The following is a 26,938-nucleotide window of genomic DNA, read 5'->3' on the forward strand; positions in this document are numbered from 1 at the left end:
TTATAACTCCCATAAAATAAAAGCTTGTAAAGAGGTTAGATTTTCACTTACACATTTGTCTATAACTTTAGAAATTTAACTCTCATTAAATAAAAGAGTAATAGTCGTCCCTTTTTCACAAGATTCTAATCTTAAGTCACCTCCCATTTGATGTATGATTTGATTAATTATATGTAATCCTATTCCCGAACTACTTTGACTTTCTACAACTTCTTTCAGTAGTTTATTTTTGAAATCATCCCTAATACCAGAGCCATTATCTTTAATAGATAAAGTAATCAATCCATCATTTTCATAACTTGCAAATATTTGGATTTTACTACCCGGTTTATGTAATGCCTTTGTAGAGTTTCTAATCAGTTCAAACAAAATACTCTTGATTTGATCTGAATTCCCTAGAATAGTTCGACCTTTGAGATTTTCCTGTATTTTGACTTCCATTTCTATATTTGAAGGTAATCTATGTCTATACAAATACTCAACTTCAGCTATTAGCTCCTCAATCTTAATAGCTTCCATTTGTGGCTGACCTATATTAAGAGAATATATCAACTTTTGTAGACATATTTGACTATGTTCAATACTTCTTTGAATTACTTCACACTCCTCTAAAATTTCTGGTGAGTTATTAGATAAATAGCGAATTTCTTGGTTAGCTCCTCCAATATTTAAAAATTCTCCTTTCAGACTATGAGCTACATCAGCACAAATTATTTGATACATTTCGTAAGTTTGGTCGCTTATATCTTTTTCCTCAGAAGTATCCACTAATGAAAGTTGTTGATTTGCGAAATTGAGTTCATCCGATTTACTAGATTGGAGCTGATTTTTTATACTTCTCCAGAGATTAAATCTTTGCTTAGATTTTACAGAAGTTTCAACCTCTTTTTGTAAATATGATTTTTGATATTCCTGCAACTTTTTCTCTAACTCTTCAATTCTATCCTGAGCTTGTTTAAGCTCACCTCTAACTTGATCATTTGTTTTAATATAATAATCTAGACGATTTGCAAAATTATTTATAAGTATCTCAGAACTATTTGTTTTTTTAGCTGAATCAATCAATTGTGTTACATGATCCACAAACTCTTTATGACGCACTATTGGTTTTGGGAAATAAGCATCAGCACCACTTTCGTTCAAAAAATCTTCTTGATCGCCTAACGTTGCATGAGCAGTAACTAAGACTACAGGTATTAATGCAGTTTTAGGATTAGATTTCAATATTTGAGTAATTTCAATTCCATCAACAGCTTTGCCCTGGTAAACACTACGAGCTAGAGAAGTATCCATCAAGATAATGCTAATTTTACCTGACTCCGCTAAGTTTAGTATCTCCTCCACATCTTCTGTATGCAAAGTAGGATACCCACCGCGTTGTTTCAGAATTCTTGAAAACATAGTAGCATTAAGTTCATCATCTTCAACAATTAGGACAGTATCGTTATCATAATTCCCCGTAGGGATAATATTTTCACTAAAATCCATAACATAAGACGGATCTGGTTCAATATTTAGTTTTTCTGGTATTGAATCATTCATAAAATCACCTCAACTTCTCCGAGTTTTGTGAAAAAACCTTCAGTTCTCAAAAGATTATGATAATCAGGACTTTTGATAAAGAAATTAATTAGAAGGTATTTTAACAAAGGAACAAGAAACAGGCAAGTGCAAACAGAAATTATAACAATTTGAAAAAAGAATGTTACGAATAGTTTGGTTAACAAAATGGTTACAATCAGATGTAGATTTGGCAGAATCGAATTCTTTCTTTCTTCAAAAATGATAATAACAGCTCTTTCTACTGTACGGGTGATTCGCTTGCTCACCCCTACGACTACTATAAACAGTTCCAGTATTTGTAGCAAACATTTATAAAATTGGTATGAATAAACCCCAGTGTAAGGACATTCCATAAGGGCGTCCCTACCAGGTTGCGGAAAGATTGTTTATTACACAGGACTTACGCAAAATATCGAATTATACACCATCTGTAGGGGCGAACCCGTTCGCTAGGTATAGTGGTTTTGCGTAAGTCCTGTTACAGTTATTTAATGAGACATGATCAGGACTTACGCAAAAAACGAAATTACACACCATCTGTAGGGGCGAATGGCATTCGCCCTCCCTATATGTAGAGTCTCCGCGTAAGTCCTGATGATATTACAACCGAAGTAACTCTTAGAGAGATGGGGAGTGGGGAGATGCATGGCTGTTTCATTCTAGTCAAACGCATTGGGGAGATGAGTTTGGGAACTTTGCTTCGGTGGGTATAGCTGTTTCAAAGTATTGTAAGTTAATGATTGAGGGAGAACGAGAGGTAAGGGGATAGGGGAATAGAAAAACTCACAAAAATTTGCCGATTTTTCAGCCCATGAGGAGAAAAGTGTGGAGATTGGGGGAACTATTGAATCAACTTTTTGGGAGTTTCTCCCCACACCTCCTACACTTCCGACACCTCCCACACCTCCCACACCTCCCACACTTCCCACACTCCCCACACCTCCCACACCTCCCACACCTCCCACACTCCCCACGCTTTCTAACTATGCGCTACAGTTTCCATCAAAATTTTATGGGAACCAAGTTCAGGAGAATTATCAGTAGGACGACGCTGAATATACTGACCATCTGGTAGCAAATCCCAAGCTTGGCGGTTGTCAGATAATAGAATCCCCATAATCTCTTGCAACTCTTTCGTGAGATCGGGATCTTCCACAGGTGTAATAGCTTCAACTCGGCGATCGAGATTACGAGGCATCCAGTCAGCAGAACCAATATACACCTCTTCCTTACCTTTATTATGGAAGTAGAAAATGCGAGAGTGTTCTAAATAACGTCCGACAATACTCACCACCTTAATATTTTCACTGATATCTTCTAAACCCGGACGCAGACAGCAAATACCACGGATAATCAAATCAATTTTCACCCCTGCTTGGGATGCTTTATACAAATTAGCAATGATTTCAGGGTCTACTAAAGAGTTCATTTTGGCAACAATACGACCTGTATCTCCATCTTGGCAATTCTCAATTTCCCGACGAATCAGTTTGATAAAGCGATCGCGCATATTCACAGGCGCCACGAACAACTTCCGGTAAGACTGCTGCCGGGAATATCCTGTCAAGAAATTAAACAAATCTGCTAAATCTGCTCCCAATTCTGGGCGACAACTCAACAAACCCAAATCGGTATAAAGTTTAGCCGTCTTAGAATTATAATTACCAGTGCCAATATGAACATAACGACGGATATGACCTTCTTCCTGACGCACCACCATCACAATTTTAGTATGAGTTTTCAGACCTGCTAAACCATAAACCACATGAACGCCAGATTGTTCTAATTTCCGCGCCCATTGAATATTATTTTCTTCATCAAATCTTGCTTTCAATTCCACCAATGCTGCTACTTGTTTGCCATTTTCAGCTCCAGCAATCAAAGCATTAACAATGGGTGAATCTCCTGAAGTCCGGTAAAGAGTCATCTTAATTGCCAACACATTAGGATCGTGTGCTGCCTGGGTAATGAAACCTTGTACCGTATTGGCAAAGGAGTGATATGGATGATGTACCAATAAATCTTTCTGGCGAATGACTGCAAAAAAGTCTATTCCATTCTTCTCATTCAGATTGGCAGTACCGATCTCATCACCATAATGTCGCAACCGTGGTGGCATAGTAGATGTCCAACTTGGGTCTTTGAGTGTTGGCAATGGCAACCCTAGAAATGACATTAAATCTTTGAGATCGAGTAATCCCTCTACTGTGTAGACATCTTTTTCCGACAACTCCAACTTTTCCATTAATATCTTTTTTAACTTACTTGGCATTCTTGGATTAATTTCCATTCTGACTACGGTACCACCGATACGCCGTTTTCGTAATTCTTTCTCGATCGCTAACAGCAAGTCATCACCTTCATCTTCCTGTACTGCTACGTCAGCATCACGAGTAATCCGAAATAGGTGATATTCCTGAATATCCATACCAGGAAACAGAGAACCTAAATTGTGAGCAATGATTTGTTCGAGAGGAACTCCCATCCAATTTACAGTTTGAGTTTTTTCTTCTACTTGTAATTTTTCTGGTAATGGCAAAAATCGAGGTAATATTTTCGGCACTTTAATTCTGGCTAATAAATCTTCTTGAGTTTCGGGATTTTTGAGCATTACTGCTAAGTTAAAACTGAGATTAGATAAATAAGGAAAAGGATGACTAGCATCAATAGCTAGAGGTGTAAGTACAGGAAATATGTGTTCTTCAAAATAGTTTTTTAGATATATTTTTTGTTCTTGATTTAAGTCTATATAATTTAGGATATAAATGCCATTTTTGCTTAATTCTGGTCGTAAAGTTTCCTCAAAAAATTTGTGTTGTAAAGAAACCATTGGTAATAGTTTTTGATTAACTCCATCTAGTTGTTCTTGGGGAGTACGACCATCAGGAGTTAATTTATGCACATCAGCTTCTATTTGTTTTTTCAAAACTGCTACTCTAACCATAAAATATTCATCTAAGTTAGAGCTAAAAATTGCTAAAAATTTTAAACGTTCTAATAAGGGAGTACGGGGGTCTAAACCTTCAGATAAAACTCTACGGTTAAACTCTACCCAACTAAATTCTCTGTTAAAATAGTATTCTGGGTCACTGAAACTTTTTTTCACAGGAGTTTCTGCTGCATTCTTTTTATTTTTGGACATAGTTAATTGGGGTATCTATTGATATTGGTTTAAGTTGATATTGATTGTAAGCTAGTTTTCATCCCTTGTAAAGTCTACTTTTTCTATGAGTTTCACTGTAATTAGAAGCTTTTATCTATTCCTAGGAAAGTTAAAGTTGATAGCGATCGCTCTGATTTAGTTATCAACATGAAATGCTCAGTTATTCACCTAATTAGATATTTGTCTAGATAAGTTATGTTGTGGTAAATACAGCGCTTTTCATTTGAGTAAACCACAAAGCGAATGGCATTCGCCCTCATAAGGTTATCATTTTTTTTATGTGGTTCATTGACCTGAAAACTGCTGTAAATGTTTAAGTATAGCAGGGAATAGGGAACAGGGAACAGGGAACAGTTGGAAAAGTGTTTCCTAGTATAAGATTCATCATCAGTCTATGTCCTAATCTTTGCTTCGACTGCTATAATAGTCATTTCAGTTATCAGTTATCAGTACCTCTGGCTGTTTGCGCAGCATGACCTAGGAAAGTCAGAAGCTTGATATCAAATCCGTTGGCTTCGGAGTAATATAATTCTGTCGTCGTCATAGAATGGTTAAGGAAGAATGATCATTTACCCCTACAATATAGATTCTTATCTTTAATGCTGAATAACACCGATGCTACCGGATTTGATATAACATAAGGAATATTCTCTTTTTTTATCCTCTTAAAAGGGGAGGATTTAGACCTTTTTTTTGCTAATATATAGTTAAATATATCAGGTGCATATCAATTTTGAAGAAAGCCAAAAATTTATCACTTTTAGGGAATAGGGAATAGGGAATAGAAAAAAAGTATTTTTGCAAATATTCAGATCATCCTGTCTATTATTACCAAAAAAATTGGATCTAAAACCCCGCCTTTTAAGGCAAAATATTTTTGTAACGGGGATTTGAACCCCGCTCCAAAAATCACTTCTAACTTCTGACTTATAACTTCGTTCTACTCCCTATTTTCTAATAGTAAAAACAAAACAAATTAAAAACTATGTTGCTTTTCTCCCAATAACTTACCTAATCTTTGAAAAACCTCAAATTTCAAAGAATTCAAATCGCAAGTCACCCGCGAAAAATTGTCATCAAAATGAATAGGTCCGGCATTTGCTAGAGTATAGATATGAGATGCTAATGAGGTAGTTTTCAGCTTTCCTGATAACTGGAAAGTACCACTTTTATGAGGGTACGGCCAGAAAAAAGCCGATGAGATCAGAGAAATAATTTTAAAATCTGGGTCTTCTTCGCAAAGTAACTCCGCTGACATAGAACAATGTACGTCACCAGATAGAAAAACTACCCGTTTAATTTGATGAGTGCGGATAAATTCCAAAAGTTCGGTGCGTTGGTGCAAAAAACCACTCCACTTATCTAACTCAGTCTTTTTGAAGTCAGGGAAAAATGGTACTCCAGAAACAACGAACTTTACCCGCTCCGAACCATCTGTTAGCCATTTTTTCAAAGCTTCAAACTGATTTTCACTAATTATTTCTCGCTCTCGATCTGCTGGTTCGGAGGATTCTGCTTCGTGACGCTCTGTGCGGGTGTCGGATACAAAAAAGTCACAGCATCCATCTGTAAATTTGTACCAGAGTTTTGAGGGCGAACCAATAACATCAGCTTTGTCATCTACAATCTCAAATAACGGACTGTGACTCATCTGATAGGTGATGTAAGCATGAATTGCTGTCGGGAATAGAGTCACCCAATCCTTCGGCGACGCTTTGGACGGCCAATTATCCTCAATTTCGTGGTCATCAAGAGTCATGTAGGTAGGAATTCTTGCCATCAGTTCGCGAATATGGGGTTGGGTAAAGGCATCTTGATAGCGGTCAAAAAACTCCTCAATTTTGCGATCTGCACCGATAACATTGAGGTCGTCGGCATAAATTTGGTCTCCTACCATAAGCACCGAATTAGTAGTTGTGCCAGAGTTTATTTGTTTGAGAACAGATTCAAAGGTTTTGTCGCCGCGATCGTCAAACCAAGAACCAAATAATCGGAGCAGATAACGACAAGAACCAAAAACAAATGAGCGACTCTTTTTCGGATCTATGGAAGCAGTCTGAAACTTTTGGGTATGTGCTTTCGACCAATCAAGGTTCATGTTTGCTTGGTCTACTTCCCCTTTTTTTTGGAAAAAATAGCCAATTTGATATTCATACTCTGTTTCTGGGGAGAGTTCGTCGAATACTGCTACCCCGGAGGTATCAAAAGCGGGAGACATTTTGAAGAAGATGGGGGGTTCGTAGTCCGAGGAGTCTAGGGTACGAATGCGGGCGACCCCTACACAGGCGAGGATACTTTTGTTCTTAGAGAGTTTATATTCGCCACGACCAAATATGCGAGCATTGTCGCCAGTGACTGCGCCCAGAATCGGACCAACGGTTAAAGATTTTACTTTCATTACCTATCTAAATAGTATGCTTGTTAACGTATTGTATAGTATCGTTATTCTTTGATTAAGTCAATGCTCTAATGAAAAAGGAGTCAGGAGTCAGGAGTCAGGAGTCAGGAGGGGAGTTTTGGAGGAGTCATATCAAATCCGGTTAAACAGTTATAGATTGCTTAACTCAGAAGGAGACAGGAGGTAGGGACGTTTAGCTAAAGCACAACTCCGTTAACGCTACGCGACATGGAAAGCGCAGCATTCCCTATACGAAAACGCATTTTTGTTATGCAACGTCCGTAGGTCGCAGGAGGAGAAAGAATTGTAAAGATGAGCGTAGTTATGAAGATAGGAAATTTTTTTTATGTTCAATTAAACGGATTTGATATCATAATTAGACATCTCCAGAAAAGAGGGAACAGGGAACAGGGAACAGGGAACAGGGAAGAGTAATTGATAATTTATGGATAAGAATTGATTTGATTTTTCATTTTTGGAGATGTCTATTCAGGATATTGTCTGGGTTGTTCAATTCCAGCAGCATAAGAATCAAGTAAATTACTTAATTATATCAAATCCGGTAGCATCGGTATAATTACAGGACTTACGCAAAATACGAAATCATACACCTTATGTAGGGGGCGAATGCCATTCGCCCCCTACTATGCATGGTGGTTCTGCGTAAGTCCTGAATTAGATAGTTAATCTAGGAGTCAGGAGTCAGGAGGGAAGAGAACTTAGAAAGATTTACTCTTTGCTGAAAATGAATATTTTTATTATTAGCAGTTGACAGCGCTTTTCATATTGATGACTTCACGTCACAACCAGAATCAAGTAGGGACTAACCATGGTTAGTCCCTACTGTAGTTTACTGTGCAGGAAAACTGCTGTAATGTAACCCTACAAAGGATTTTATATTAGACAGAATCAGGATCGATCCCTAACTCTTTTAATTTAGCAGCCAGACGTTCAGCACGTTGCTGTTGTTGTTCAGCGCGTTGCTGTTGTTGTTCAGCGCGTTGCTGTTGTTGTTCAGCACGTTGCTGTTGTTGTTCAGCACGTTGCTGTTGTTGTTCACCAAAGTCTAATACTAAGTTTCCTTGCGCGTCATAAAATCGTAACCATGTTGCCGACTCGTCCCGAATAGTTCCTTCCCAAGTACCTAGCCATAACTCTAATTTCTCGCACCACAACCATCCCTGATCATTCTGCTGTAACTCCTGATATTTATTATTTTTCAGATGCCATCCCTGTAATGAATTCGGGTCAAATGGATCAAAAACAAAATAATTTGTGGTTTGGAATACTTGTTCGTAAATATCCTTTTTAGTGCCAATGTCTACACTAGCAGTAGACGGAGAGGTGATTTCAATTATCACATCTGGATAACGACCTCCTTCCTCCCAAACCACCCATCCTTTGCGGCCTGTATGGCGTTCTACATTCAAGACTACAAAGAAATCAGGACCTCTGAAATCCTGATTTTTGACTCGCTTGCTACTGTAATAAACAAACATATTGCCACCTGCAAAAAAGTCGTTGCGGTCTGACCAATATTCAGACAAGGAATCAATCAGAACATTCATGGCAATACGGTGACGGTTCGTTTCCAAGGGTTCTCCATCATCAAAGATTAAGTCTGTAGGTGGCATGGGTGATTCCCAGTCGGGAGTGACTTCGGTTAGTGACTCGGTTTTGGGAGATGTTTCTATTGTCATTGTTAGCCGCCTCCAATTGTGTTTTCATTATTTATAATAGCACAGATCAATAATGGATAATGGATAGTTAATCAGGATTTACGCAAAATACGAAATTAGACGCCACCTGTAGGGGCGAATGGCATTCGCCCTCACTAGATGTGCTGGTTCTGCGTAAGTCCTGATTATGTTCGGATAAACACTAACTATAAAGTCATTGCGACTTACACTCCGTGGAAGGAAGCAATCTCAAGGGTTTGAGATATCTCTTTCATCTATATCTTAATCATAACTATTCAACCGAACATGATCGAGATTTACGCAAAATACGAAATTAGACGCCACCTGTAGGGGCGAATGGCATTCGCCCTCATTAGATGTGGTGGTTCTGCGTAAGTCCTGTTGATATAATATCTACCTCGGACAAACCCGGTTTCTGATAACACTTCCGTTGCCAACCGGATTTGATATAATTAATGAAATTTGATTTAATCAGAGGTAAAATTATGGAAGCAGGTATAGTCGGATTAGCTGGTTGGGGATTATCAAAAATTGCCGATTCTTTGTGGGATACTGCTTGGGAAAAAGGAGGGAAAAGTCTCACTGAATCTCTCAATAAATCTGATATTGAAAAGGCAATTAAATCTGGAGAAAAAGCAGTTCAAGAATGGGAAAAACAACTCTCTCCTCAACAATTTTTGTTTTATTCTGCCAAACAAGATGGTTGGAATGGAGCTAACAAATTTCTGAGTCAATATTTTCAGAATATTGCTGTTTTGAACGAGTTACAAAAACCATTGATTAATCAAGGCAAACCAGATATTGATATTTTGATTGCCATTTTTCAACAGGAAGCTGAAACTAAAAATATTCAATTAAATCAAGAAAGTCTACGGCGGTGGTTAGAAATTTTTGTTAATGCTTATTTTCAACAAACTGATACTTATATTAAATTCCAGATTGCTAAACAAAATTATTTTGAACAGTTAGCTAATTGGTTTGATGATGTGAAATTTGCTGGCATTTCTGTGCCTGGGCAAGAGGTGGAAAAATCAGAGAAATTAGCTAATATTTTTGTGATGCCAGATGTGGTAGAAGATATCTCAACGGGAGGGGGTTGGGAACAGGATTTATTTTTAGGAGGAACTGGGGAACTGGAAAGAGAACTATTGGCCAATAGTACAGGTAGAAAATTTTTAGCTTCGGAATTATTGACTCAAAGTCGATCGCGTAAATTTGTGATCTTGGGTGCGCCTGGTTCGGGGAAAACAACTTTGATGAGTTATTTTGCGGTGATGTTGGCATCGATCCCCCCAACCCAGGAGTCAATCCCCCCAACCCCCCTTCGTAAGGGGGGCTATTCCGTTTCCCCCCTTTCAAAGGGGGGCTATTCCGTTTCCCCCCTTTCAAAGGGGGGCCAGGGGGGATATCTTGATGCTACGCTCCGCGCTCCCAATACCGAATCTTCTTCTCCCTTTCATCAGGAGTCAATCCCCCCAACCCCCCTTCGTAAGGGGGGCTATAATGCCGAAAGCTTTGTGGATGATAGAGATAAGGCTGATGCTACGCAGCGCGATCGCAATCCCGAATCTTCATCTTCTTCCCCCCTTTCAAAGGGGGGCCAGGGGGGATATCTAGGTTTAGATCCAAACACCGACTGGTTGCCAATTTTAATCAGGATGCGCGACTTGGCAAGACATCCAGACAAAAGTATTCTGGAATATGTTCGGATTTTTGCTGAAAAAACGATGGCAGTCAAAACTTTACCGACGGGATTTTTTGAGCATTGGTTGGAAGATGGCAGGGCGTTAATATTGCTTGATGGTTTGGATGAAGTGGCAGAAGAAGGCAAACGTTATGATGTTGTCAGACGCATTGAGAATTTTTTAGGGCAGTTTGACAGAAACCGGGCAATTATTACATCTCGTCCGGCGGGGTATCGGCGCGACTTTTTCCGCACTGCCGAATTTCCCCACTATCAAATGCAGTCGTTTGATGATGAGAAAATTTCGGCGTTTATCAATAATTGGTATGACAGTCGGTTTAAAGATAAAACGGAGGCAGAAAGGCGGAAGGAGAGTTTGCAAAAGGCGTTGGATGATAACGATCGGATTAAATTATTGGCACGGAATCCTTTGTTGTTGACGATTATTGCTTTGATTCATCGGTATCAGGCGGTTTTGCCGAAAGAAAGACATCGACTTTATGACAAGGCGGTGGAAACGTTGTTAATTTCTTGGGATGCGAATAAGGAGTTGAGTAGTCATGGAAGGTTGCAATATTTGGGTTTGGATGACGTGCGGAGGTTGATGGAGTTGTTGGCATATTGGGTGCATACTCAGGGAAATGTTGGCAGTGGCGAGGGTGGTACGTTGATAGATAAGGATGAGTTGATAGAGCAGTTGAGTCGGGAGATTAAGGATTTGAAGCAGGTGCAGTTGTATCAGTCGAAGGAGGAGGCAGAAAGATTTGTAGATTTGATTCGGGAACGCACTGGTTTGTTGAATGAGCAGGGGCAAGACTGTTATGCTTTTGTGCATAAGACTTTTCAGGAATATTTGTGTGCTGAGGAAATTGACTATCAGTTGGAGAATGAGTTTGATTTTGGGATTATTTTGAATGCTATTCGAGAATATTTGCATGATGCTCATTGGCGAGAGGTTTTATTGTTGTTGATAGCGCAACAAAAGCCGAAAAATGCTGCCAAGGCAATTCGAGCAGTTTTGAATAATGGTAGTGAGTATGAGGAGTGGTTACATCGGGATTTGTTTTTTGCTGGTAGTTGTTTGGTGGAAAATCCGAAGGGGTTGCGGGGTGTTGATGGTGAGTTGGTGCAGGAGATTTTGGAGAAGTTGGTTGAGTTGGAGGTGAATAGTGAGGAGCAGGTTGGCGAGAAAGTTCGAGACCAGGTACATGAAATTCTTTGTAGTCTGTATGAAACTGATTTTGACGTGCAAGCTCTGGAGATGTTGAAAGGACAGTCAAATTTAATTGATGAGTTGCGCTTATTCCAATATCAAGCAGAATTAGGAGGAGAAGATGAAGTAATCGCAATATTGCTAGCACGACTCCAAGATGAAAATTTGTATGTCCGGAAAAGAGCGATCGCTGATGCTTTCAAAGTAGGTAAGAGTTCAGAAGCTTTAGTCAATGTCTTACTAACACGGCTTCAAGATGATGATTATTATATACGTTGGAGGTCAATCATAGTCTTAGGTAAATTGGGAAACAGTTCAGAAACAGTAGTAACTACTCTATTAGCACGGCTTCAGGATGAAGATTATAGTGTGCGTAGCTGGGCAGTTTCAGCCCTAGCTCAATTGGGAAATGCTTCAGAAACAGTAGTCAGCGCCCTACTAGCAAGACTTCGAGATGAAGATTATAGCGTGCGTGGGTGGGCAGCTTCCGCCTTAGCTCAATTGGGCAAATTGCAAAAGAACTCAGAAACAGTAGTAACTGCTCTACTAGCACTGCTTCAGGATGGAGATTCTGATGTACATTGGATAGCAGCTATAGCTTTAAGCTATTTAGGACAAAGCTCAGAAACAGTAGTAACTACCTTATTAAGGCTTCTTCAAAATGAAAATTCTGATGTGCAAGGTTGGGCAGCTTCAGCTTTAGGCAAATTAGGTAATAGTTCAGAAACTGTCATCAGTGCCCTATTAGCACTGCTTCAGAATGAGAATTCTTCTCCCCGTTGGCAGATAGCGACAGCTCTAGGCAGATTGGGCAATAGTTCAGAAACTGTCATCAGTGCCCTACTAGCACTGCTTCAGGATGAAGATTCTGATGTGCGTAGAAACGCAACTTCAGCTTTAGGCAAATTGAACAATAGTTCAGAAACTTTAGTTAATGCTTTAGTGGCAAGACTTGAAGATAAGGATTATTTTGTGTGTCATAGGGCAGCCGAAGCCTTGGGTAAATTAGGCAAAAAATCCGACAATATCCTCCCCACTATTGTTCAATGGATTCAACAACATCAAGATTCAGAATATGTCGGCAGAGGTGTTGATGCGCTGTGGTATTTGGTTGTAGGTGAGGAGAGCTAATGTGAAGTTTCGTCGGTTGGGTTGACGTTCGCGTAAGCGTTGCGTAGGAAAGGAAACACAACAATAATTAGGTAGATGTTGGGTTACGCTGTCGCTAACCCAACCTACTCAATTAAGTTTTAACTATTGTCCAATAGATTCAACAACATCAAGATTCAGAATATGTTGGTAGAGGTATTGATGTGCTGTGGTATTTAGTGGTAGGTTCCGAAAGCTAATGTGAAGTTTCGTAGGTTGGGTTGACGGAGGAAACCCAACAATAATTAGATATATGTTGGGTTGCATTGTGGTATTTAGTTGTAGGTTCCGAAAGCTAATGTGAAGTTTCGTCGGTTGGGTTGACGTTCGCGTAAGCGTTGCGTAGCAAAGGAAATACAACAATAATTAGGTAGATGTTGGGTTACGCTGTCGCTAACCCAACCTACTCAATTAAGTTTTAACTATTGTCCAATAGATTCAACAACATCAAAATTCAGAATATGTCGGCAGAGGTATTGATGCGCTGTGGTATTTAGTTGTAGGTTCCGAAAGCTAATGTGAAGTTTCGTAGGTTGGGTTGACGGAGGAAACCCAACAATAATTAGATAGATGTTGGGTTGCGCTGTCGCTTAACCCAACCTACTCAATTAACTATAGAGAGCGATCGCCTGTTCCCTTTTCCAATTTCTGCTTTAGCTGTTCAATATGTTGTCAAATAGACTCCGTTTCTTGCCTTAGCTGTTCAGCACGTTCATCACCAGTAGGAATCACATTTCCCTCAACATCGCACCAACGCAACCAAATACCCCGCATACCATAGAATTTTCCTGACCATAAAGTCACCCCCAAGCCGACTTTTTCTAACCAAGTTTCCGTCATTTGCTCATAACCGCTCGCCCCCAACTTATACACTCGTAGCACAGACTCTCCCAAAATTTGGAAAGGATCGTAAACTACATAATACTCAACTCCTATCTTTGCATAATCTTCAAATTTACTACCCAACTCGTTCCCCTCTTCGTCAGAGACTACTTCCACTACCACATCTGGAGCTTTACCAACCCTCCAAGTAAAATAGCTGCGGTTTATTTTTTTGCTCCAGTCATCAGGTACTGTCACACCCACACTCAAGAACACATCAGGTACTAAAGGTGGTTGTTCGACATCATAAAATATTCCCACATTCGCTGACACCAAAAACCGACGACTGCCATCTACACCCAACCATGAACTATATAAACAGGTTGCTAGCAGACTTTGTTGTGCTCCCGAAAAAAAATCCACTGGAGTGTCATCCTCTATGATTAAATGGCTAATATCGGGTTCTGTTTCATCTGTTGTGATTTTAGAGTTCATATTCATCTTGCTAATTTACTTAAAGGACAAAATATTTAGCTTCGTAGGTTGAACCTACTCAATTACAGCGGCTTCCGAAGTTATGAGGTACACCCATCGCGGGCAAGATGCCCGCACTACAATATTTTCACCATTCACCTTGTACGTCATTTGCCCGAAATCTGCTATAACTTTCTTCTTAAGATTATAGCAGTAAATCAACAGAATTCAATCATTTCGCTTACATATTTATTTAGTCTAGAGGCGATCGCTAACCTAACCTACTCAATTAACTTTTTTCCTCCATTCTAACTTCTGAAGACTGCGCAGATTCTCAAAACCATCAAAAATATAGCCAAAAAACTTAGTCTAGCTCCATACAATTTTCAACAAGGTTTCAATATTTCCCTAAGTAAGTTAATCTAGTTCTTATGGTTTGATTTTGAATAGATAGAAAAAGGAAACAAATTATGGCGACAAATGAAGAGCAAATGATACCAGGTTCAGAATACCTGAAAAGGACTCAGGGTATTTCCTCAGCTCCCTTGGAAGCATATCTTAACTTTGGGTATGTACTGCTCGTTATTGCTGGAGCTGATGGAGATGTGCCAGAGTCAGAGATGAACTGGTTAATAAATCATCAACGGATGATTGGCGCTCCTGAAGAAGTGATAGAAAAATACAAAACATTTGACTACAAGAATGCTAAGTTGGAAGACCTTTTGCCCAAGGTAAAAGGAGATGTTCCTAATTTTTCGGCATCAAGAACATTACTGTATCATGCCATGAAAATGTCTCGAGCAGATAAGGATTACGCAAAAGAAGAGCAAGAAGCTGTAAAAAAAGCGGCTAAATTGTTGGGAGTTGAAGATGATATTACCATTGCTCTAAATACATTAGTAGAGATGGAAGAAAATCTTGAGACTATGCTTAAGGCGCTGATTCATACTGAAACCTTGTAATTAGGCAGAATTATTGAAGTAGTTAAAGCTTTGTAGGTTGGGTTGACGTTAAGGAAACCCAACATTAATAGATACAGCATATTCCAGGTATATGAAGTACAGATATTAACAATTAAGTGTTTATAGTGCGGGCATCTTGCCCGCGATGGGTGTACTTAGGTGGAATATGCTGTCTATGTTGGGTTGCGCTGTCGCTTAACCCAACCTACGAAATTAACTACCAGATCCACTACCTATCAAAATATCCCGCACCCTGACAGGTACACAACCATGAGTCATCTGAGCTAACTGCATCGGTTCCCCTTTCCCACAAATATTAGTACCGCACTGCTCCCATTCGGCAGCAGGTCCGACAGCATCAACGCTATTCCAAAAATCAGTCGTCATAGAATGATAAGTCACATCTTTCAACATTCCCACAACTTTACCTTTTTTCACCTGCCAAAACGCATCCCCACCAAATTGAAAATTCCGCCGTTGTTGATCAATAGAAAAACTACCAATACCATCTATTAAAATTCCATCCTCAGTATCGGCAATCATTTCTGCTAAAGTTGCAGTATGACTCCCACCATCTGCACCCGCTTCTAATCCCAAATTGGGAATGCGCACCATAGGTATACTGGACCAACTGTCGGCATAAGCACAACCATTACTGCTACCACGCCCCAGACGGTGAGCAGTTTCCCTGTCTGTGAGATAATCTACTAATACTCCATCCTTAACTACATACCATTCTTGAGACTTGACACCTTCATCATCATATCCTACCGTACTGCGACCTCCTGGTTGGATGCGATCGCATTTAAAGTTAACCCAGGGGGCAGCATATTGGAGTTTACCCATTTTATCGGTAGTGGCAAAACTTGTACCTGCAAAATTAGACTCATAACCATAAACTCGGTCTAATTCTGTGGGATGTCCGACTGATTCGTGAATGGTTAAAAATAGATTCGTTGGCTTTAAAATTAAAGTGGAACGAATATCAGCGGGTCCCTTGGGAGCATGAACTTTTTCTATTGCTTCGCTGGCAACTCGCTCTACTTGACTGAATAAATTGGTAGGGTTAATATGTTCGTATCCAATATTCAAAGGAGGTCGTTCATAACTACGACTTTGAGCATCATTATTAGCAATAGCTGTACAACTAAACGCCGGATAGCTACGGTAAATTGTTTGGTTAATTAGGGAATCATTTGTAGAAGCAAATATTTTCTCTTCTTTGGTAAACCTGAGAAAAGAAAAAGCTTTTTTAATCCCCTGCTGTTCATAACTTAATAATTTCTCATTCAGACTTAAAAGTAGTTCCGCCTTTTCCTGAATCGGAACAGTAAACGGATCAATTTCGATAGGAGTAACGTAAGTATCGCGGTAAGTTTCTACGGGTACTAACTGTACCGGTGTTTTTTGAGATAGACGACTACCTTTAGCAATATCCACTGCTAAGGCAACAACTCTAGTTATTTCTTCAGGTGTTTGGCGATGACTAGCAGCAAAACCCCAAGCACCCTTGAGCAAAACTCGGACTCCAAAACCAGAGCTAACTTTATCTTGTAGTTGCTTAAGAGAGCGATCGCTAGCTGTCAAATTTTGAGAACGGTAACTACATAACCGAATATCCCCATATTCACATCCTGCCTGACGAATTAGGTCTATTGCTAATGTTGCTAATTCTGTAGTTTGAATTTTTACTGGTGCTTGTACCATTTTTTTCTTAGTATTAATTTTGCCTTATATATTGTATACTATCAAAGAAGAAAGCGGGTTTATTGCTATAGCGCTAGGGAACAGGGAAGAGGGAACAGGGAACAGGAGACTATTAAAGGGTTTTTCCTGCGGAAATGCTCCGCAAACAGGATTTATAAATGTCCTAACTTTTGCTTCGACTGCTATATTGTTTTTTTTAATCCCTAAATTTCCTCGAAAAACCTGGTTTCTGTATAAGAAATATTTGGGATAGGTGGTGCGTTACATTTCATTAACGCACCCTACTAGACTCCTAAATTTCTACAATAAATAGGACTTACGCATGAACGCTATTGGTAGGGTGTGTTTCTGCTAAGAGCGGACATGAAAAGCGCGCTTAGTAACGCACCAAAGCACTATATATAGAGCCTTTGCGTAAGTCCTGATAAATTAAACAAGAAAACGGGTTTATTACTATTTTTTTTATCCCTAAATTTCCTAAAAAAACCGGTTTCTGTATAAGAAATATTTGGGATAGGCGGTGCGTTACATTTCATTAACGCACCCTACTAGACTCCTAAATTTCTACAATAAATCAAACAATAAACCGGGTTTATTACTATTTTTTTTAATTCCTAAATTCCCTCGAAAAACCTGGTTTCTGTATAAGAAATATTTGGGATAGGCGGTGCGTTACATTTCATTAACGCACCCTACTAGACTCCTAAATTTCCTCAATAAATCAGATTTATGGGTAAGTTTTAATCTAGGTATAAATTATAAGTATTCACCTCAAACACTACTTGTTCCCTAACTATTAGACATCTCCGATAATCAAAAATCAAATCAATCCCATGCCCTATATACATCAATTATTTCCCCCTATTCCTGTAGGGGCGATTCGCGAATCGCCCCTACTCCCTATTACCAAATAGTCTCCAAATCTAATACAAATCCAGGCAAAACATTCTCTCCAGAAACCGTCTCATAATTTACCAATATTTCCATTTCTTGCTGAGGGCGATAAACTTCTACTTCTCGTTTTTTTCGATTAATTAACCATCCTAACAATGCACCATTTGCTATATACTCCAACATCTTTTCTCGTGTTTTGGGCAAAGTATCGCTAGGAGACATTAATTCCACCACAAAATCAGGACATAAAGGTGCAAACTTATCTTGTTCTTCAAGAGTTAAACTATCCCAACGTTCAAGTTTTACCCAAGAAGCATCAGGAGAACGTTCGGCTCCATTTGGTAAAGTAAAACCTCCATTTGAATCAAATACTTTACCCAAATTATTCTGACGACTCCACGCTTTTAGTTGATAATTTAAGTCGGCATTACGTTCGCTTGTATTTCCTCCTGTAGGTGGCATAATAATTAATTCTCCTGTGGCAGTTCTTTCAAATCTTAAATCATCATTTTCTTGACAAAGTTGCCAAAATTGTTCTTGGGTGAGATTAATTTTTAATTCTAATCTGGGTGGTAAATAAATTGTCGATGTTTCCATAACTTTGCCTCTTTTACCATTCTTATGTTAATCTGAAGTTTGTCTAAACTATTTTAGAGAATGTTCTATATTTAGTCCAGTTTGACAAACTTTGTAAATTATAAATTGTAGCTCAATAATTCAATAGTTGTGGCATTGTGAGGAGTTAACTTATGGCAAGTCAATATCAAAAAAATCTGTCAAAATTCAAATCTCAATTAAAATTTATTAGTTTATTGGGAACACTGGCAATAAGTTTTAATTTTCCTAGGCCAGTTTTTGCCGCTTTCTTAACAAACTGGTTTTTTGATCCAGATAATAACCAACTTCAATTTACTCTCCCAGCAGGTAAAATTCCTAGTTATTCTGTTGAAAACCAATCTACTCGTCTAGTTGTCTACATTCCAGATACCGAAGTTAGTGTAGATGTGACTGAATTATATCCAGTAGGGATGGTACGTCGAGTTAGTCTCTCTCAAGAGCAACCAACACAAGCAAAAGTTACTATAGATTTTGCGCCAGAAGTAGCTATATCTAATAAACAAGTCAAATTAGAACAAGTCGAACCGCAAGAAAATAGTTGGCAGTTGCGTCTACTTGTAAATCAGGAAGAAATCTCAACTCCAGCAGTTCCAAGAGCTTTAGATGGAAATTATGTAGAACCAGCAACAACAGCAACACAAACCACAGAATCAGAAATAGATTCTGTAGAACCAGCAACGACAACTACACAAACCACAGAAGTACAAAATTTGGAATCTACTGTTGAAGAAGACGATCGAGCTTCTACTCAACCAAAGCAAAGTCGTGTAGGTTTTCTAGAAACAGATCCAAAAGATGAATCTCCTCTACCAAACCCCCCTCCTTCAGCAGATCCTTCCATTCCATTCCTGGTTATTCCTACTGATAAACCAGATGATGTCAGTTCTCCATTAATAGATGCTTTGGGCGATCGACAGTCTCCTACTGAACCCTCTGAAATTGGAGAAGTGCCGCAACTTCAAACTCAAGAAACTGAAGATACTTTTATTCCACCTCCCCCAGAACCTGAACCTTTAGAAGAACCAAACTATAACACTACAAGATCGGTAGATGTGATTTCTTTTGGAGAACCTTTACCTGGAGTTTCGGAGCGAAAGCGATCTGAAGATGATGTTTCTATATTAATTGAGGAAGGAGAGATAATAGCTTTAGTTTACCCCACTGGAAAGATTACACTACCACGCGGTATTGAGACACAAGAAGTTTTGTTGTTGGAGAAGGCGATCGCTGATAAATCTGGTAGAATTATAGTACCAGCTAAAACACCTGTAGTCGGTGGTTTTGATACTAAGAAGCGCGGTAGTAAATTTACCGCCAGAGCTATATATTTCAATGGCCGTCTTATCCCTTTTGCTGCTCGATCTGAATTGCTCCGAGGACGCCCTGATGTTAATGAAAAGGTTTTAATAGGTAGTAGTGCTGGTGGGGGATTAGGATTATTACTCCTAACTGGATCTGGTTTTGGTTTCTTAGCAGGAGCAGCCCTTGGAGCTGGTACTGTTCTTCTCGCTTCTCCTCGTTCCGTCACCATTGAACCAGAGCATATTGTAGAAGTTCGTGTTCTTGAAGATTTACCCCGCTCCAAATTTTATGATTTCAACAATTTTTAGGGGGTCATTTCAGTTATCAGTTATCAGTACCTCCTGCTGTTTACTCCGCATTCCGCAGGAAACCAGGAGGCTTGAAAATGCAGAAGATTCTTTTTTTTACGCTCTTGAAAGAGGAGGCTTGAAACCAAAATTTTTCGGTCATTTCAGTTATCAGTTATCAGTACCTCTGGCTAAACCCAGAGGCTTGAAACACAAAAATTGATTTTTTCTTGGTCGATTGGATATGGCGAGGAAACCTCGCCATCCCTCGACCGCTTTTTCATCTCCTTAAAAGGGGAGGCTTTAGACCTAATTTTTTGGTAATTCTAATTATTGCTCTGCTGAATAAATCTAAAAGTCTTTACAGATAAAGGTTATAGCCTTTTTCAATCCCGAAAAAGTGCAACTTTTCCAGCTAAAACTACCAAAAAGTTAGGATTTTAGGGAGACCAAGGGTAGAAAAATCAAGGAAAAATTATTCCTCCTACTTTACTCTGTCTTCCCACACTTCCCACACTTCCCACACTCCCCACACTCCCCACACTTCCCACACTTCCCACACTCCCCACACTCCCCACACTCCCTGTTCCCTGTTCCCTTAGTTAGAAATTGTTATTTTCAGGTGAAGTAAACCCTGGCCCTATATTTTTAAAGAATAGGTTTTCAGCGCCGTCATTTTGATAAATGCAATCAATCTCTGGTTCATCGTTAATATTTCCTGTATACCCGAAGGTATTCATCCGGTTTTTACAATCACGCACTTGATCGTTGTTGACTAATTTTCTTTGCTGTAGAATTTCCCAGTTACTTCTGCGGATAACACATCCTGGTTTTAAATTTGGCTGAGATACGTATACATTAAAAGGGTTTAAAGTCAAGAAAATGCGCATATTCGTTACCATCGCGCTAGCTCCAAACTGTACACAAATTTCGGGGTTAGGTGAGCTGCGATCTATAAATTCACTAGAGGCCATGTTTCTTGGGGTAAAATTAGCAGTGGAGCTAAAAGCAATGCCAATGCCAATACCCAAAACAAATACTCCTGCTAAAATTGCCATAGTAGCATAATTGAATCTGGATGGTTGGCTAGTGGTTTGAGTTCTACGTTTCATATACAATTTTTTTTTAAGTTATTAGAGTTGCTTTTAGGCCATTAATCATGGGCAAAGCTCAATTGATGTTTTTCCTAACATAATCCCTATAATTATAAATTTTAGCAGGGAATTCACAGTTCTTTCAAATTAGGGGCTTTAAGTCAAAAGTCAAAATAAAAAAGTCAGATAACAAAAAAATCAGATTTTTTGTCTACTATCCTACTTTAATATTAAGTTTTATGTTATATATATAAAAATATCAACCTAATATTAGTTTGCTTAAGTAAGCGGGATAGAATAGTGTCTGTAAAGACTATAGAAAAACCTACCACTTCCACAGTCCGCAAAACTGCACCCCGTTATCGTGTTTTACTCCATAACGATGATTTTAACAGCATGGAGTATGTAGTGCAGGTATTGATGAAGACTGTACCGAGTTTAACTCAACCTCAAGCTGTTAGTATAATGATGGAAGCTCACTCGAATGGTATTGCATTGGTAATTATCTGCGCTTTAGAACCGGCTGAGTTCTACTGCGAAAATTTGAAAAATCATGGACTAACCAGCACCATAGAACCTGATGAGTGATTTAATTTATAACAATAGAAACCGGGTTTCTCGACTGAGGAACTCGGTTTCTTGTTTTTACATGGAAATAGGAAGTAGGGAGTAGGGAGAAATATCATGTTCGGTTGAATAGTTATAAATAAAAATGGAGGAGTAATGAGTAATGAGTAATGAGTAATGAGTAAGGAGTAAGGAGTCAGGAGTCAGAAGGGAAGAAGAGGGAATTTTAAGCTATAAAGAAAAAGAAGAAAAAGTTTTTTTATCACGCTCTTATCCGGACATGGTATAAGGAGTAGGGAGTAGGCAGAAGTAATTATCCATTATCCATTAATGAAAGACGTCTAATTTATATCTTAATTATAAACCTAAATATCCTAATTCATAGTTTGATTTACTAACGGCAAGTTTTTATGCCTAATTTAATATTCACTAAAATAGCAAATTTTTCCGCTCCTGCAAGAATAACAATTTTCATTTTAGCATTACTTTTGGTGTGGATACCACTGGCAATACCGATATATCTTTTGGTGGAAAATGTTAATAATGAAAGTATTTTAGCGATCGCTCTACTCTACATTGAGTTTATTATTTTAGTCAGGTTTTGGGGAAAGAAGGTTTATCGGGAACCCCAACTATTACATCACTACGGTTTAGTAATAAATAGGCGTAATTTTCAAGAATTTTTGCAAGGTTTAGGAATAGGTTTATTTAGTCTATTTAGTCTGTTTATATTAGAAATATTTTTGGGGTTGGTAGTATGGCAGTCACCCTCAGAACAGTTACCCCAAATTATTCTTGAAGGTTTATTAGTATCTATAGGTATTGGTTTTGCTGAAGAGTTATTATTTCGGGGTTGGTTATTAGATGAGTTGGAGAGAAATTATCAACCAAAAGTAGTTTTATGGATGAGTAGTATTGTTTATGCAGTGCTACATTTTATTAAACCTTTGGAGGAAATTTTACGAACTTGGCTGCAATTTCCGGGTCTAGTTTTATTGGGTTTAATATTTGTTTGGGCAAAACGTAGTAGTAGGAAAAAATTAAATAAATTTACTGATAAAAAACAGGAATTATTGGGTTTGCCAATGGGTATTCATAGTGGTTTAGTTTGGGGATATTACATTATTAATGTGGGTAATTTAGTCAAATATTCTGAAGAGGTTGGAGAGTGGTTAGTAGGAATAGATGGAAATCCTTTGGCGGGTGTAATGGGGTTGTTATTTTTAGGAGCGAACGCTCTGTGGATAAGAAATAAAATATCTGATTAAGAAAATAATTTTAGTAAAAATTTTTGCCTACTTATTTCCCATAAAATCTTGAATTTATGGCAATATTGATGATATTTTGATATCTAGCAATTCGCTCTTATGTTGTAAAATTTGATCGTAGGGATTTGCTCTCCAAACTAAAGGGAAAATGGGATTTGGCAACCCAACCCCTACAGTTTTTTTCAAAAATAATTTAGGATTGTTATAATTGTAAGTATAAAAGGAAAAAATAATGGCCTATTCACCTCAATCAAGAGTAGAAGAAAGGGATGATAATCTGTCTAGAGTCAACTATTTACCAATATTAAAAGGAATCTTACAGATTCTTCGAGGCAATGAAAAGACAAAAAAAGAATCTGCATTTTTGCTAGACAAAGATAACAGACTAACTTTACTAGCAGAGCGCATAACTGGTTCTGTTATTGAACTATCCAAACAAAAACCAGACGATTTTCCACCACCTTTAAGAGGATCTACAAAATCGGCATCTGTTAATTTTGCAAATGAATCATTATTTAGAAAATATATTCAGAAAATTCAACAAGAATTAAAATTACAATTAGATGAAATATTAGACATTAATCAAGATAATGCTGAATCTATTCAGAAATGGCAAGCACATTTTCTCAGCAGCTTAGAAGAATTTGTTAAACAAGATGGTTTCTTTAATTTTTCAATTGAGCAAGAAAGACAATTAAAGTTACAAAGAATCAACACAAATAATGTTAAAGCTGATGAGTCAGCTCAGAAACATTTCCGAGGTAAGATTAGGATAAAAATTCCTACAGAGTTTGACAAACAATTGTTAGAAGCAATTCATAATGAACTAAATAGAGAAAACGGATTTTACAGTAGTTGTTATGAAGATGAAATTGATAGATTAAATGATTTGTATGATGATATTTCTGAAGATGGCGACTCTAGAATTAATAATCTGAAGAAATTAATTCAGGAAGAAATTACAGGGAAAATTAGAGCAGATATTTCCCTGGAATTTCTACAAATTTTTGTAGACAAAATACCTAATGCCAAAAAACAAGGTGAAGGATATGAACTTTTAGTAGATTTTTTGAATCGTTTAAAAGAATTTGACGACTTTTTAAGCCGGGATATACATACTGTTAGTTTATTTGGCAATGATTATAAGTTACAAGATTTATTTGGCAGAGGAGATAAATGGGATTTATTACCTGTAAAAGTAAAAATTGAAGCTCGTCAAGCAGAAGGATTAGATAAAACTAAAGAGTGGCATGAATTTACTTATGCGATAGATTTTAAATTGAATGGTAGAACAAATCGTACAAATAGTAAAAACGTATTTGAGCATAATTGTAAATTATTGAATCCTGAGAGTGAAGAGGGTTATAAGTCAGAGATTAAAAACCGTGGAAATGATAATAAGAGAAAAGCAGGTTTTTATGGAAAGTTGGTAAAAATTATATTTCTGTACTGCTTTGTATTTTATCAGTTTGATGATTCCAAGGAATCACAAGATAAGGTAGTAGAGCGTATTTTTCAGAGGTTATCAGCAAGCACCACAGAAGCAGAACAAATACAATTTATAACTAAGTTTTCTGATTATCTTAAAAATCAATCACAGGCAGAAATAAAATTAGATAAAATTGTTGGGTATATCAAAGATATATGCTCTGAAAAAAATGCAGCTTGGCAGACTATTCAAATCGATGGATATTTAAGTCTGAGAAAGGGGTTGTTAAAACATCCATCTGAGCTAAATGAAATTTTAGACAATCAATCTTTTTTAACAGATGAACTATCTCAAAAAAACGAAGGTATTAGTTTTAAATCTGCATTGCAATTTCTCAAGTTTGTCAAAGATAGAGACGAAAATAATTTGTATGATATTCAAGTAAAAGTAGATATTGATGATATTAGGTACAAACTAGAAGGTGAAGCAGAAACAGGAAATTTTACTTTAGTTAATGATGGGGAATATCGACACTTACTTGTAATGTTTGTTGAGCGAACAGAATTATTAAAACTATGGGTAATTCAACAATTAATAATGAATAATGAATAATTAATAATTACCTCTCCTTGAAAAGAAGAGGATTGACTAAAAGGAAAATTTTTATTTATTATCCCCTATCCAAGGGGAGGCTTTAAACCAAAATTTTTCGGTAAAGGTTGGACTCCTATTAAAAAATTACAGCTAGAACAACTACAAAAAATTCTGCCTAGCTTGACAAAAGAAGAGGGTGAAAAAATCATATCAGGCGAACAAAAATTCGATATTAAAAAGATACAAGCAAGAAAAACTCTGACAAACTATCCTAAATCTGTAGTTATTACCTACGACAGTTCGCGACAATTTACTAATTTAGAATCAGAAGTACAAAGTATTGAAGATAGACGCAAAGAATGTTTTTATTATCAGATAGTTTATAGCATTATTGTTATCCTGGGAATTTTGGTTTTATCTGAAAGACTTTCAATTACCAAAAATAATCCCAAGAAGAGAATCAAAACTTTTATTTCCTTATTCAGAAGTCAAAGTTCGAGTGAAGAAAATTCGACTTCCTTCGATACTTTTATTGCTACTTTCTGTAAAGATTTAGAATTAGTTCTGGATATAGAAAAATCAATTTTATGCAGCACGCAAGGTTTGGATATAAGTAGTAAATTGTCAGCAAATCAAAAACAGTACAAAAAAAATAATGCTTTATTATCTCTATACTCAAAACTTCCGAGTCGAATTCAATTAGACAAAGAAATAGATTTTCTCAATGAGTCTAAAATTGATAAAGTAGGAATTATTGTTGTATCGAGTCACGAGTGCGATGCTCAAAATCAAGGAGACGAAAAAAAATCAATTGTATTTGGCAGAGTCTACACAATAACAAGGAAAAATACATTATTTGAAATCAAATCATTTGCCTCTTTTTGTAAATCCGAATTTAGTCACAAAAGGTTTGCCTCAAGTATAGTTGTAGATCAAGTAAGTCGGTTAGATAAAGCTGGATATAAACACATTTTTTATGTCTCAAAGACACCCTATCAAGATAAGTTTAATTTTTCTCTAGCAGATGAAGAAAAAGATGATGATACAGAGAGATTATTTTTTATGAATAGTGATGTTATTAAACAGATGAAGGCAGTAAATAATTCCATAACTATATATCCAGTCTTTGTCTCGAATTATCGAATTTTTGATTTAAAACGAGGCAATAAAGATAAAGGATGTTCATACTATCTAGCTTCCGTAGAAGATGTCAGTAAAATTGAACCTCTTACTAGAAATGCTGCTGCATTTTTAAACCTATATAATTTAGAGGCAGTTGACAAAAAGAAGTCTTCTTATAATAGTGTCATTAGTTATGCTTCCCCAATTAATATTTATGCAGCAGATGTGTTAGATAATAGGGAGATTATACATGGATTATTTGGTACCGATACTAATACTTCTGACAGGGATACTCTGTTTTTATTTATGGCAATGCTGCATTATGCTAAAAATGAAAAATTTGGTAAATTTTCGACTATTAAACTTAATCCTTATGAGGATATTTTTAAGGATGTAGGATATAAATCTACTAAATTTTATCACCCACAATCTTCTGCTAAATTTAATTTATTGGCATTTGTTTATGAAGTCTTTCATTCTGTGGTTGGCTAATTTTCTGGAAAAAATATTTATGATGATACTTATGACAAAGGTGGCGAATTTTCCCTGGAGTTAGGTTTCTCTAAACTGCCTTTTTTCCTACAAAGAAAATTCGGAGAAAATTTGGCTGTACTTTCTCAAAAGGAAGAAAAAATATTTGAGAAATTTATGGTGGAGGGCTAGAAAATTTGCCTGGAGATGTCTGTCGGAAAAATCCACGAGTCAAATATTATGGGAAAAATCATAATTTTTGGCGAGAGTTGAGGCAAAGGCGGCAAATTTTTCCTTGGTTTAGGTTTCTCTAAACTACCGTTTTTTCTACAAAGAAAATTTGGGGAAAATTTGGCTGTACTTTCTCAAAAGGAAGAGAAAATATTTGAGAAATTTATGGTGGAGGGGTGGGAAATTTCCCTGGAGATGTCTCTGGGAAAAACGCGCAAGTCAAATA

Annotated in this window: 17 protein-coding genes; 7 read left to right on the forward strand and 10 right to left on the reverse strand. The window is 37.5% G+C overall.

The window, feature by feature from the left end:
- Positions 1–75: 75 nt before the first annotated feature.
- The 5 genes from F6K40_RS40915 to F6K40_RS17330 form a co-directional block, all read right to left on the reverse strand.
- Positions 76–1,542, reverse strand: a complete 1,467-nt coding sequence (locus F6K40_RS40915) for a hybrid sensor histidine kinase/response regulator (protein ID WP_365671802.1) — start codon at positions 1,540–1,542, stop codon at positions 76–78.
- 680 nt (positions 1,543–2,222) lie between these two features.
- Positions 2,223–2,537, reverse strand: coding sequence for a hypothetical protein (locus tag F6K40_RS17315; protein WP_293137967.1), 315 nt, complete (start codon positions 2,535–2,537; stop codon positions 2,223–2,225).
- Between the two features lie 5 nt (positions 2,538–2,542).
- Positions 2,543–4,705: a polyphosphate kinase 1 gene (gene ppk1 / locus F6K40_RS17320; RefSeq protein WP_293137969.1), complete on the reverse strand. Its 2,163-nt coding sequence runs from the start codon at positions 4,703–4,705 to the stop codon at positions 2,543–2,545.
- Positions 4,706–5,702: 997 nt separating this feature from the next.
- Positions 5,703–7,124 (reverse strand): alkaline phosphatase D family protein, encoded by a 1,422-nt coding sequence (locus F6K40_RS17325; protein ID WP_293137971.1) that lies wholly within the window; start codon positions 7,122–7,124, stop codon positions 5,703–5,705.
- 899 nt (positions 7,125–8,023) lie between these two features.
- A complete protein-coding gene (locus F6K40_RS17330; protein ID WP_293137973.1) occupies positions 8,024–8,824 on the reverse strand; it encodes a Uma2 family endonuclease in 801 nt (266 codons plus the stop codon).
- Between the two features lie 485 nt (positions 8,825–9,309).
- Between F6K40_RS17330 and F6K40_RS17335 the strand changes: the two genes are divergently transcribed.
- Complete coding sequence (locus F6K40_RS17335) at positions 9,310–12,852, forward strand: HEAT repeat domain-containing protein (RefSeq protein ID WP_293137975.1); 3,543 nt, start codon at positions 9,310–9,312, stop codon at positions 12,850–12,852.
- A 123-nt stretch (positions 12,853–12,975) separates the two neighbouring features.
- Here F6K40_RS17335 and F6K40_RS17340 read toward each other — a convergent pair whose 3' ends face one another.
- Both F6K40_RS17340 and F6K40_RS17345 read right to left on the reverse strand, forming a co-directional pair.
- Positions 12,976–13,137, reverse strand: coding sequence for a hypothetical protein (locus tag F6K40_RS17340; RefSeq protein ID WP_293137977.1), 162 nt, complete (start codon positions 13,135–13,137; stop codon positions 12,976–12,978).
- A gap of 405 nt (positions 13,138–13,542) precedes the next feature.
- On the reverse strand, positions 13,543–14,187 hold the full coding sequence (locus F6K40_RS17345) for a Uma2 family endonuclease (protein ID WP_293137979.1): 645 nt from the start codon (positions 14,185–14,187) through the stop codon (positions 13,543–13,545).
- A 449-nt stretch (positions 14,188–14,636) separates the two neighbouring features.
- Here F6K40_RS17345 and F6K40_RS17350 point away from each other — a divergent pair, with 449 nt between their 5' ends.
- Positions 14,637–15,128: a tellurite resistance TerB family protein gene (locus F6K40_RS17350; RefSeq protein WP_293137981.1), complete on the forward strand. Its 492-nt coding sequence runs from the start codon at positions 14,637–14,639 to the stop codon at positions 15,126–15,128.
- Between the two features lie 213 nt (positions 15,129–15,341).
- On the opposite strand, the gene F6K40_RS17355 is transcribed toward F6K40_RS17350, so the two are convergent.
- Both F6K40_RS17355 and F6K40_RS17360 read right to left on the reverse strand, forming a co-directional pair.
- Complete coding sequence (locus F6K40_RS17355; RefSeq protein WP_293137983.1) at positions 15,342–16,835, reverse strand: TldD/PmbA family protein; 1,494 nt, start codon at positions 16,833–16,835, stop codon at positions 15,342–15,344.
- Positions 16,836–17,738: 903 nt separating this feature from the next.
- Positions 17,739–18,326 (reverse strand): Uma2 family endonuclease, encoded by a 588-nt coding sequence (locus tag F6K40_RS17360; protein WP_293137985.1) that lies wholly within the window; start codon positions 18,324–18,326, stop codon positions 17,739–17,741.
- Positions 18,327–18,478: 152 nt separating this feature from the next.
- Here F6K40_RS17360 and F6K40_RS17365 point away from each other — a divergent pair, with 152 nt between their 5' ends.
- Positions 18,479–19,957, forward strand: a complete 1,479-nt coding sequence (locus F6K40_RS17365; protein WP_293137987.1) for an AMIN domain-containing protein — start codon at positions 18,479–18,481, stop codon at positions 19,955–19,957.
- Between the two features lie 581 nt (positions 19,958–20,538).
- On the opposite strand, the gene F6K40_RS17370 is transcribed toward F6K40_RS17365, so the two are convergent.
- Positions 20,539–21,048 carry a DUF3172 domain-containing protein gene (locus F6K40_RS17370; RefSeq protein ID WP_293137989.1) on the reverse strand — a complete coding sequence of 170 codons (510 nt, stop codon included), beginning with the start codon at positions 21,046–21,048 and terminating at the stop codon, positions 20,539–20,541.
- Positions 21,049–21,330: 282 nt separating this feature from the next.
- Here F6K40_RS17370 and clpS point away from each other — a divergent pair, with 282 nt between their 5' ends.
- From clpS to F6K40_RS17390, 4 genes are all read left to right on the forward strand, one after another.
- Positions 21,331–21,618 carry an ATP-dependent Clp protease adapter ClpS gene (gene clpS / locus F6K40_RS17375; RefSeq protein WP_293137991.1) on the forward strand — a complete coding sequence of 96 codons (288 nt, stop codon included), beginning with the start codon at positions 21,331–21,333 and terminating at the stop codon, positions 21,616–21,618.
- 389 nt (positions 21,619–22,007) lie between these two features.
- Entirely contained in the window at positions 22,008–22,865 is an 858-nt protein-coding gene (locus F6K40_RS17380) for a CPBP family intramembrane glutamic endopeptidase (protein ID WP_293137993.1), read from the forward strand.
- 232 nt (positions 22,866–23,097) lie between these two features.
- Complete coding sequence (locus F6K40_RS17385) at positions 23,098–24,906, forward strand: hypothetical protein (protein ID WP_293137995.1); 1,809 nt, start codon at positions 23,098–23,100, stop codon at positions 24,904–24,906.
- A 162-nt stretch (positions 24,907–25,068) separates the two neighbouring features.
- Positions 25,069–26,502, forward strand: a complete 1,434-nt coding sequence (locus F6K40_RS17390) for a hypothetical protein (RefSeq protein WP_293137997.1) — start codon at positions 25,069–25,071, stop codon at positions 26,500–26,502.
- Positions 26,503–26,938: the final 436 nt, after the last annotated feature.

Origin of the sequence: Okeania sp. SIO3I5 (assembly GCF_010672085.1) — a bacterium.
In the GTDB taxonomy this organism is placed as follows: Bacteria; Cyanobacteriota; Cyanobacteriia; order Cyanobacteriales; family Microcoleaceae; genus Trichodesmium.

What these genes read in the sequence shown, in the direction of transcription:
- F6K40_RS40915 (WP_365671802.1), bottom strand. Translation starts at nt 1,542, where the DNA reads ATGAATGATTCAATACCAGAAAAACTAAATATTGAACCAGATCCGTCT.
- ppk1 (WP_293137969.1), bottom strand. Translation starts at nt 4,705, where the DNA reads ATGTCCAAAAATAAAAAGAATGCAGCAGAAACTCCTGTGAAAAAAAGT.
- F6K40_RS17325 (WP_293137971.1), bottom strand. Translation starts at nt 7,124, where the DNA reads ATGAAAGTAAAATCTTTAACCGTTGGTCCGATTCTGGGCGCAGTCACT.
- F6K40_RS17330 (WP_293137973.1), bottom strand. Translation starts at nt 8,824, where the DNA reads ATGACAATAGAAACATCTCCCAAAACCGAGTCACTAACCGAAGTCACT.
- F6K40_RS17335 (WP_293137975.1), top strand. Translation starts at nt 9,310, where the DNA reads ATGGAAGCAGGTATAGTCGGATTAGCTGGTTGGGGATTATCAAAAATT.
- F6K40_RS17340 (WP_293137977.1), bottom strand. Translation starts at nt 13,137, where the DNA reads ATGCAACCCAACATATATCTAATTATTGTTGGGTTTCCTCCGTCAACC.
- F6K40_RS17345 (WP_293137979.1), bottom strand. Translation starts at nt 14,187, where the DNA reads ATGAACTCTAAAATCACAACAGATGAAACAGAACCCGATATTAGCCAT.
- F6K40_RS17350 (WP_293137981.1), top strand. Translation starts at nt 14,637, where the DNA reads ATGGCGACAAATGAAGAGCAAATGATACCAGGTTCAGAATACCTGAAA.
- F6K40_RS17355 (WP_293137983.1), bottom strand. Translation starts at nt 16,835, where the DNA reads ATGGTACAAGCACCAGTAAAAATTCAAACTACAGAATTAGCAACATTA.
- F6K40_RS17360 (WP_293137985.1), bottom strand. Translation starts at nt 18,326, where the DNA reads ATGGAAACATCGACAATTTATTTACCACCCAGATTAGAATTAAAAATT.
- F6K40_RS17365 (WP_293137987.1), top strand. Translation starts at nt 18,479, where the DNA reads ATGGCAAGTCAATATCAAAAAAATCTGTCAAAATTCAAATCTCAATTA.
- F6K40_RS17370 (WP_293137989.1), bottom strand. Translation starts at nt 21,048, where the DNA reads ATGAAACGTAGAACTCAAACCACTAGCCAACCATCCAGATTCAATTAT.
- F6K40_RS17380 (WP_293137993.1), top strand. Translation starts at nt 22,008, where the DNA reads ATGCCTAATTTAATATTCACTAAAATAGCAAATTTTTCCGCTCCTGCA.
- F6K40_RS17385 (WP_293137995.1), top strand. Translation starts at nt 23,098, where the DNA reads ATGGCCTATTCACCTCAATCAAGAGTAGAAGAAAGGGATGATAATCTG.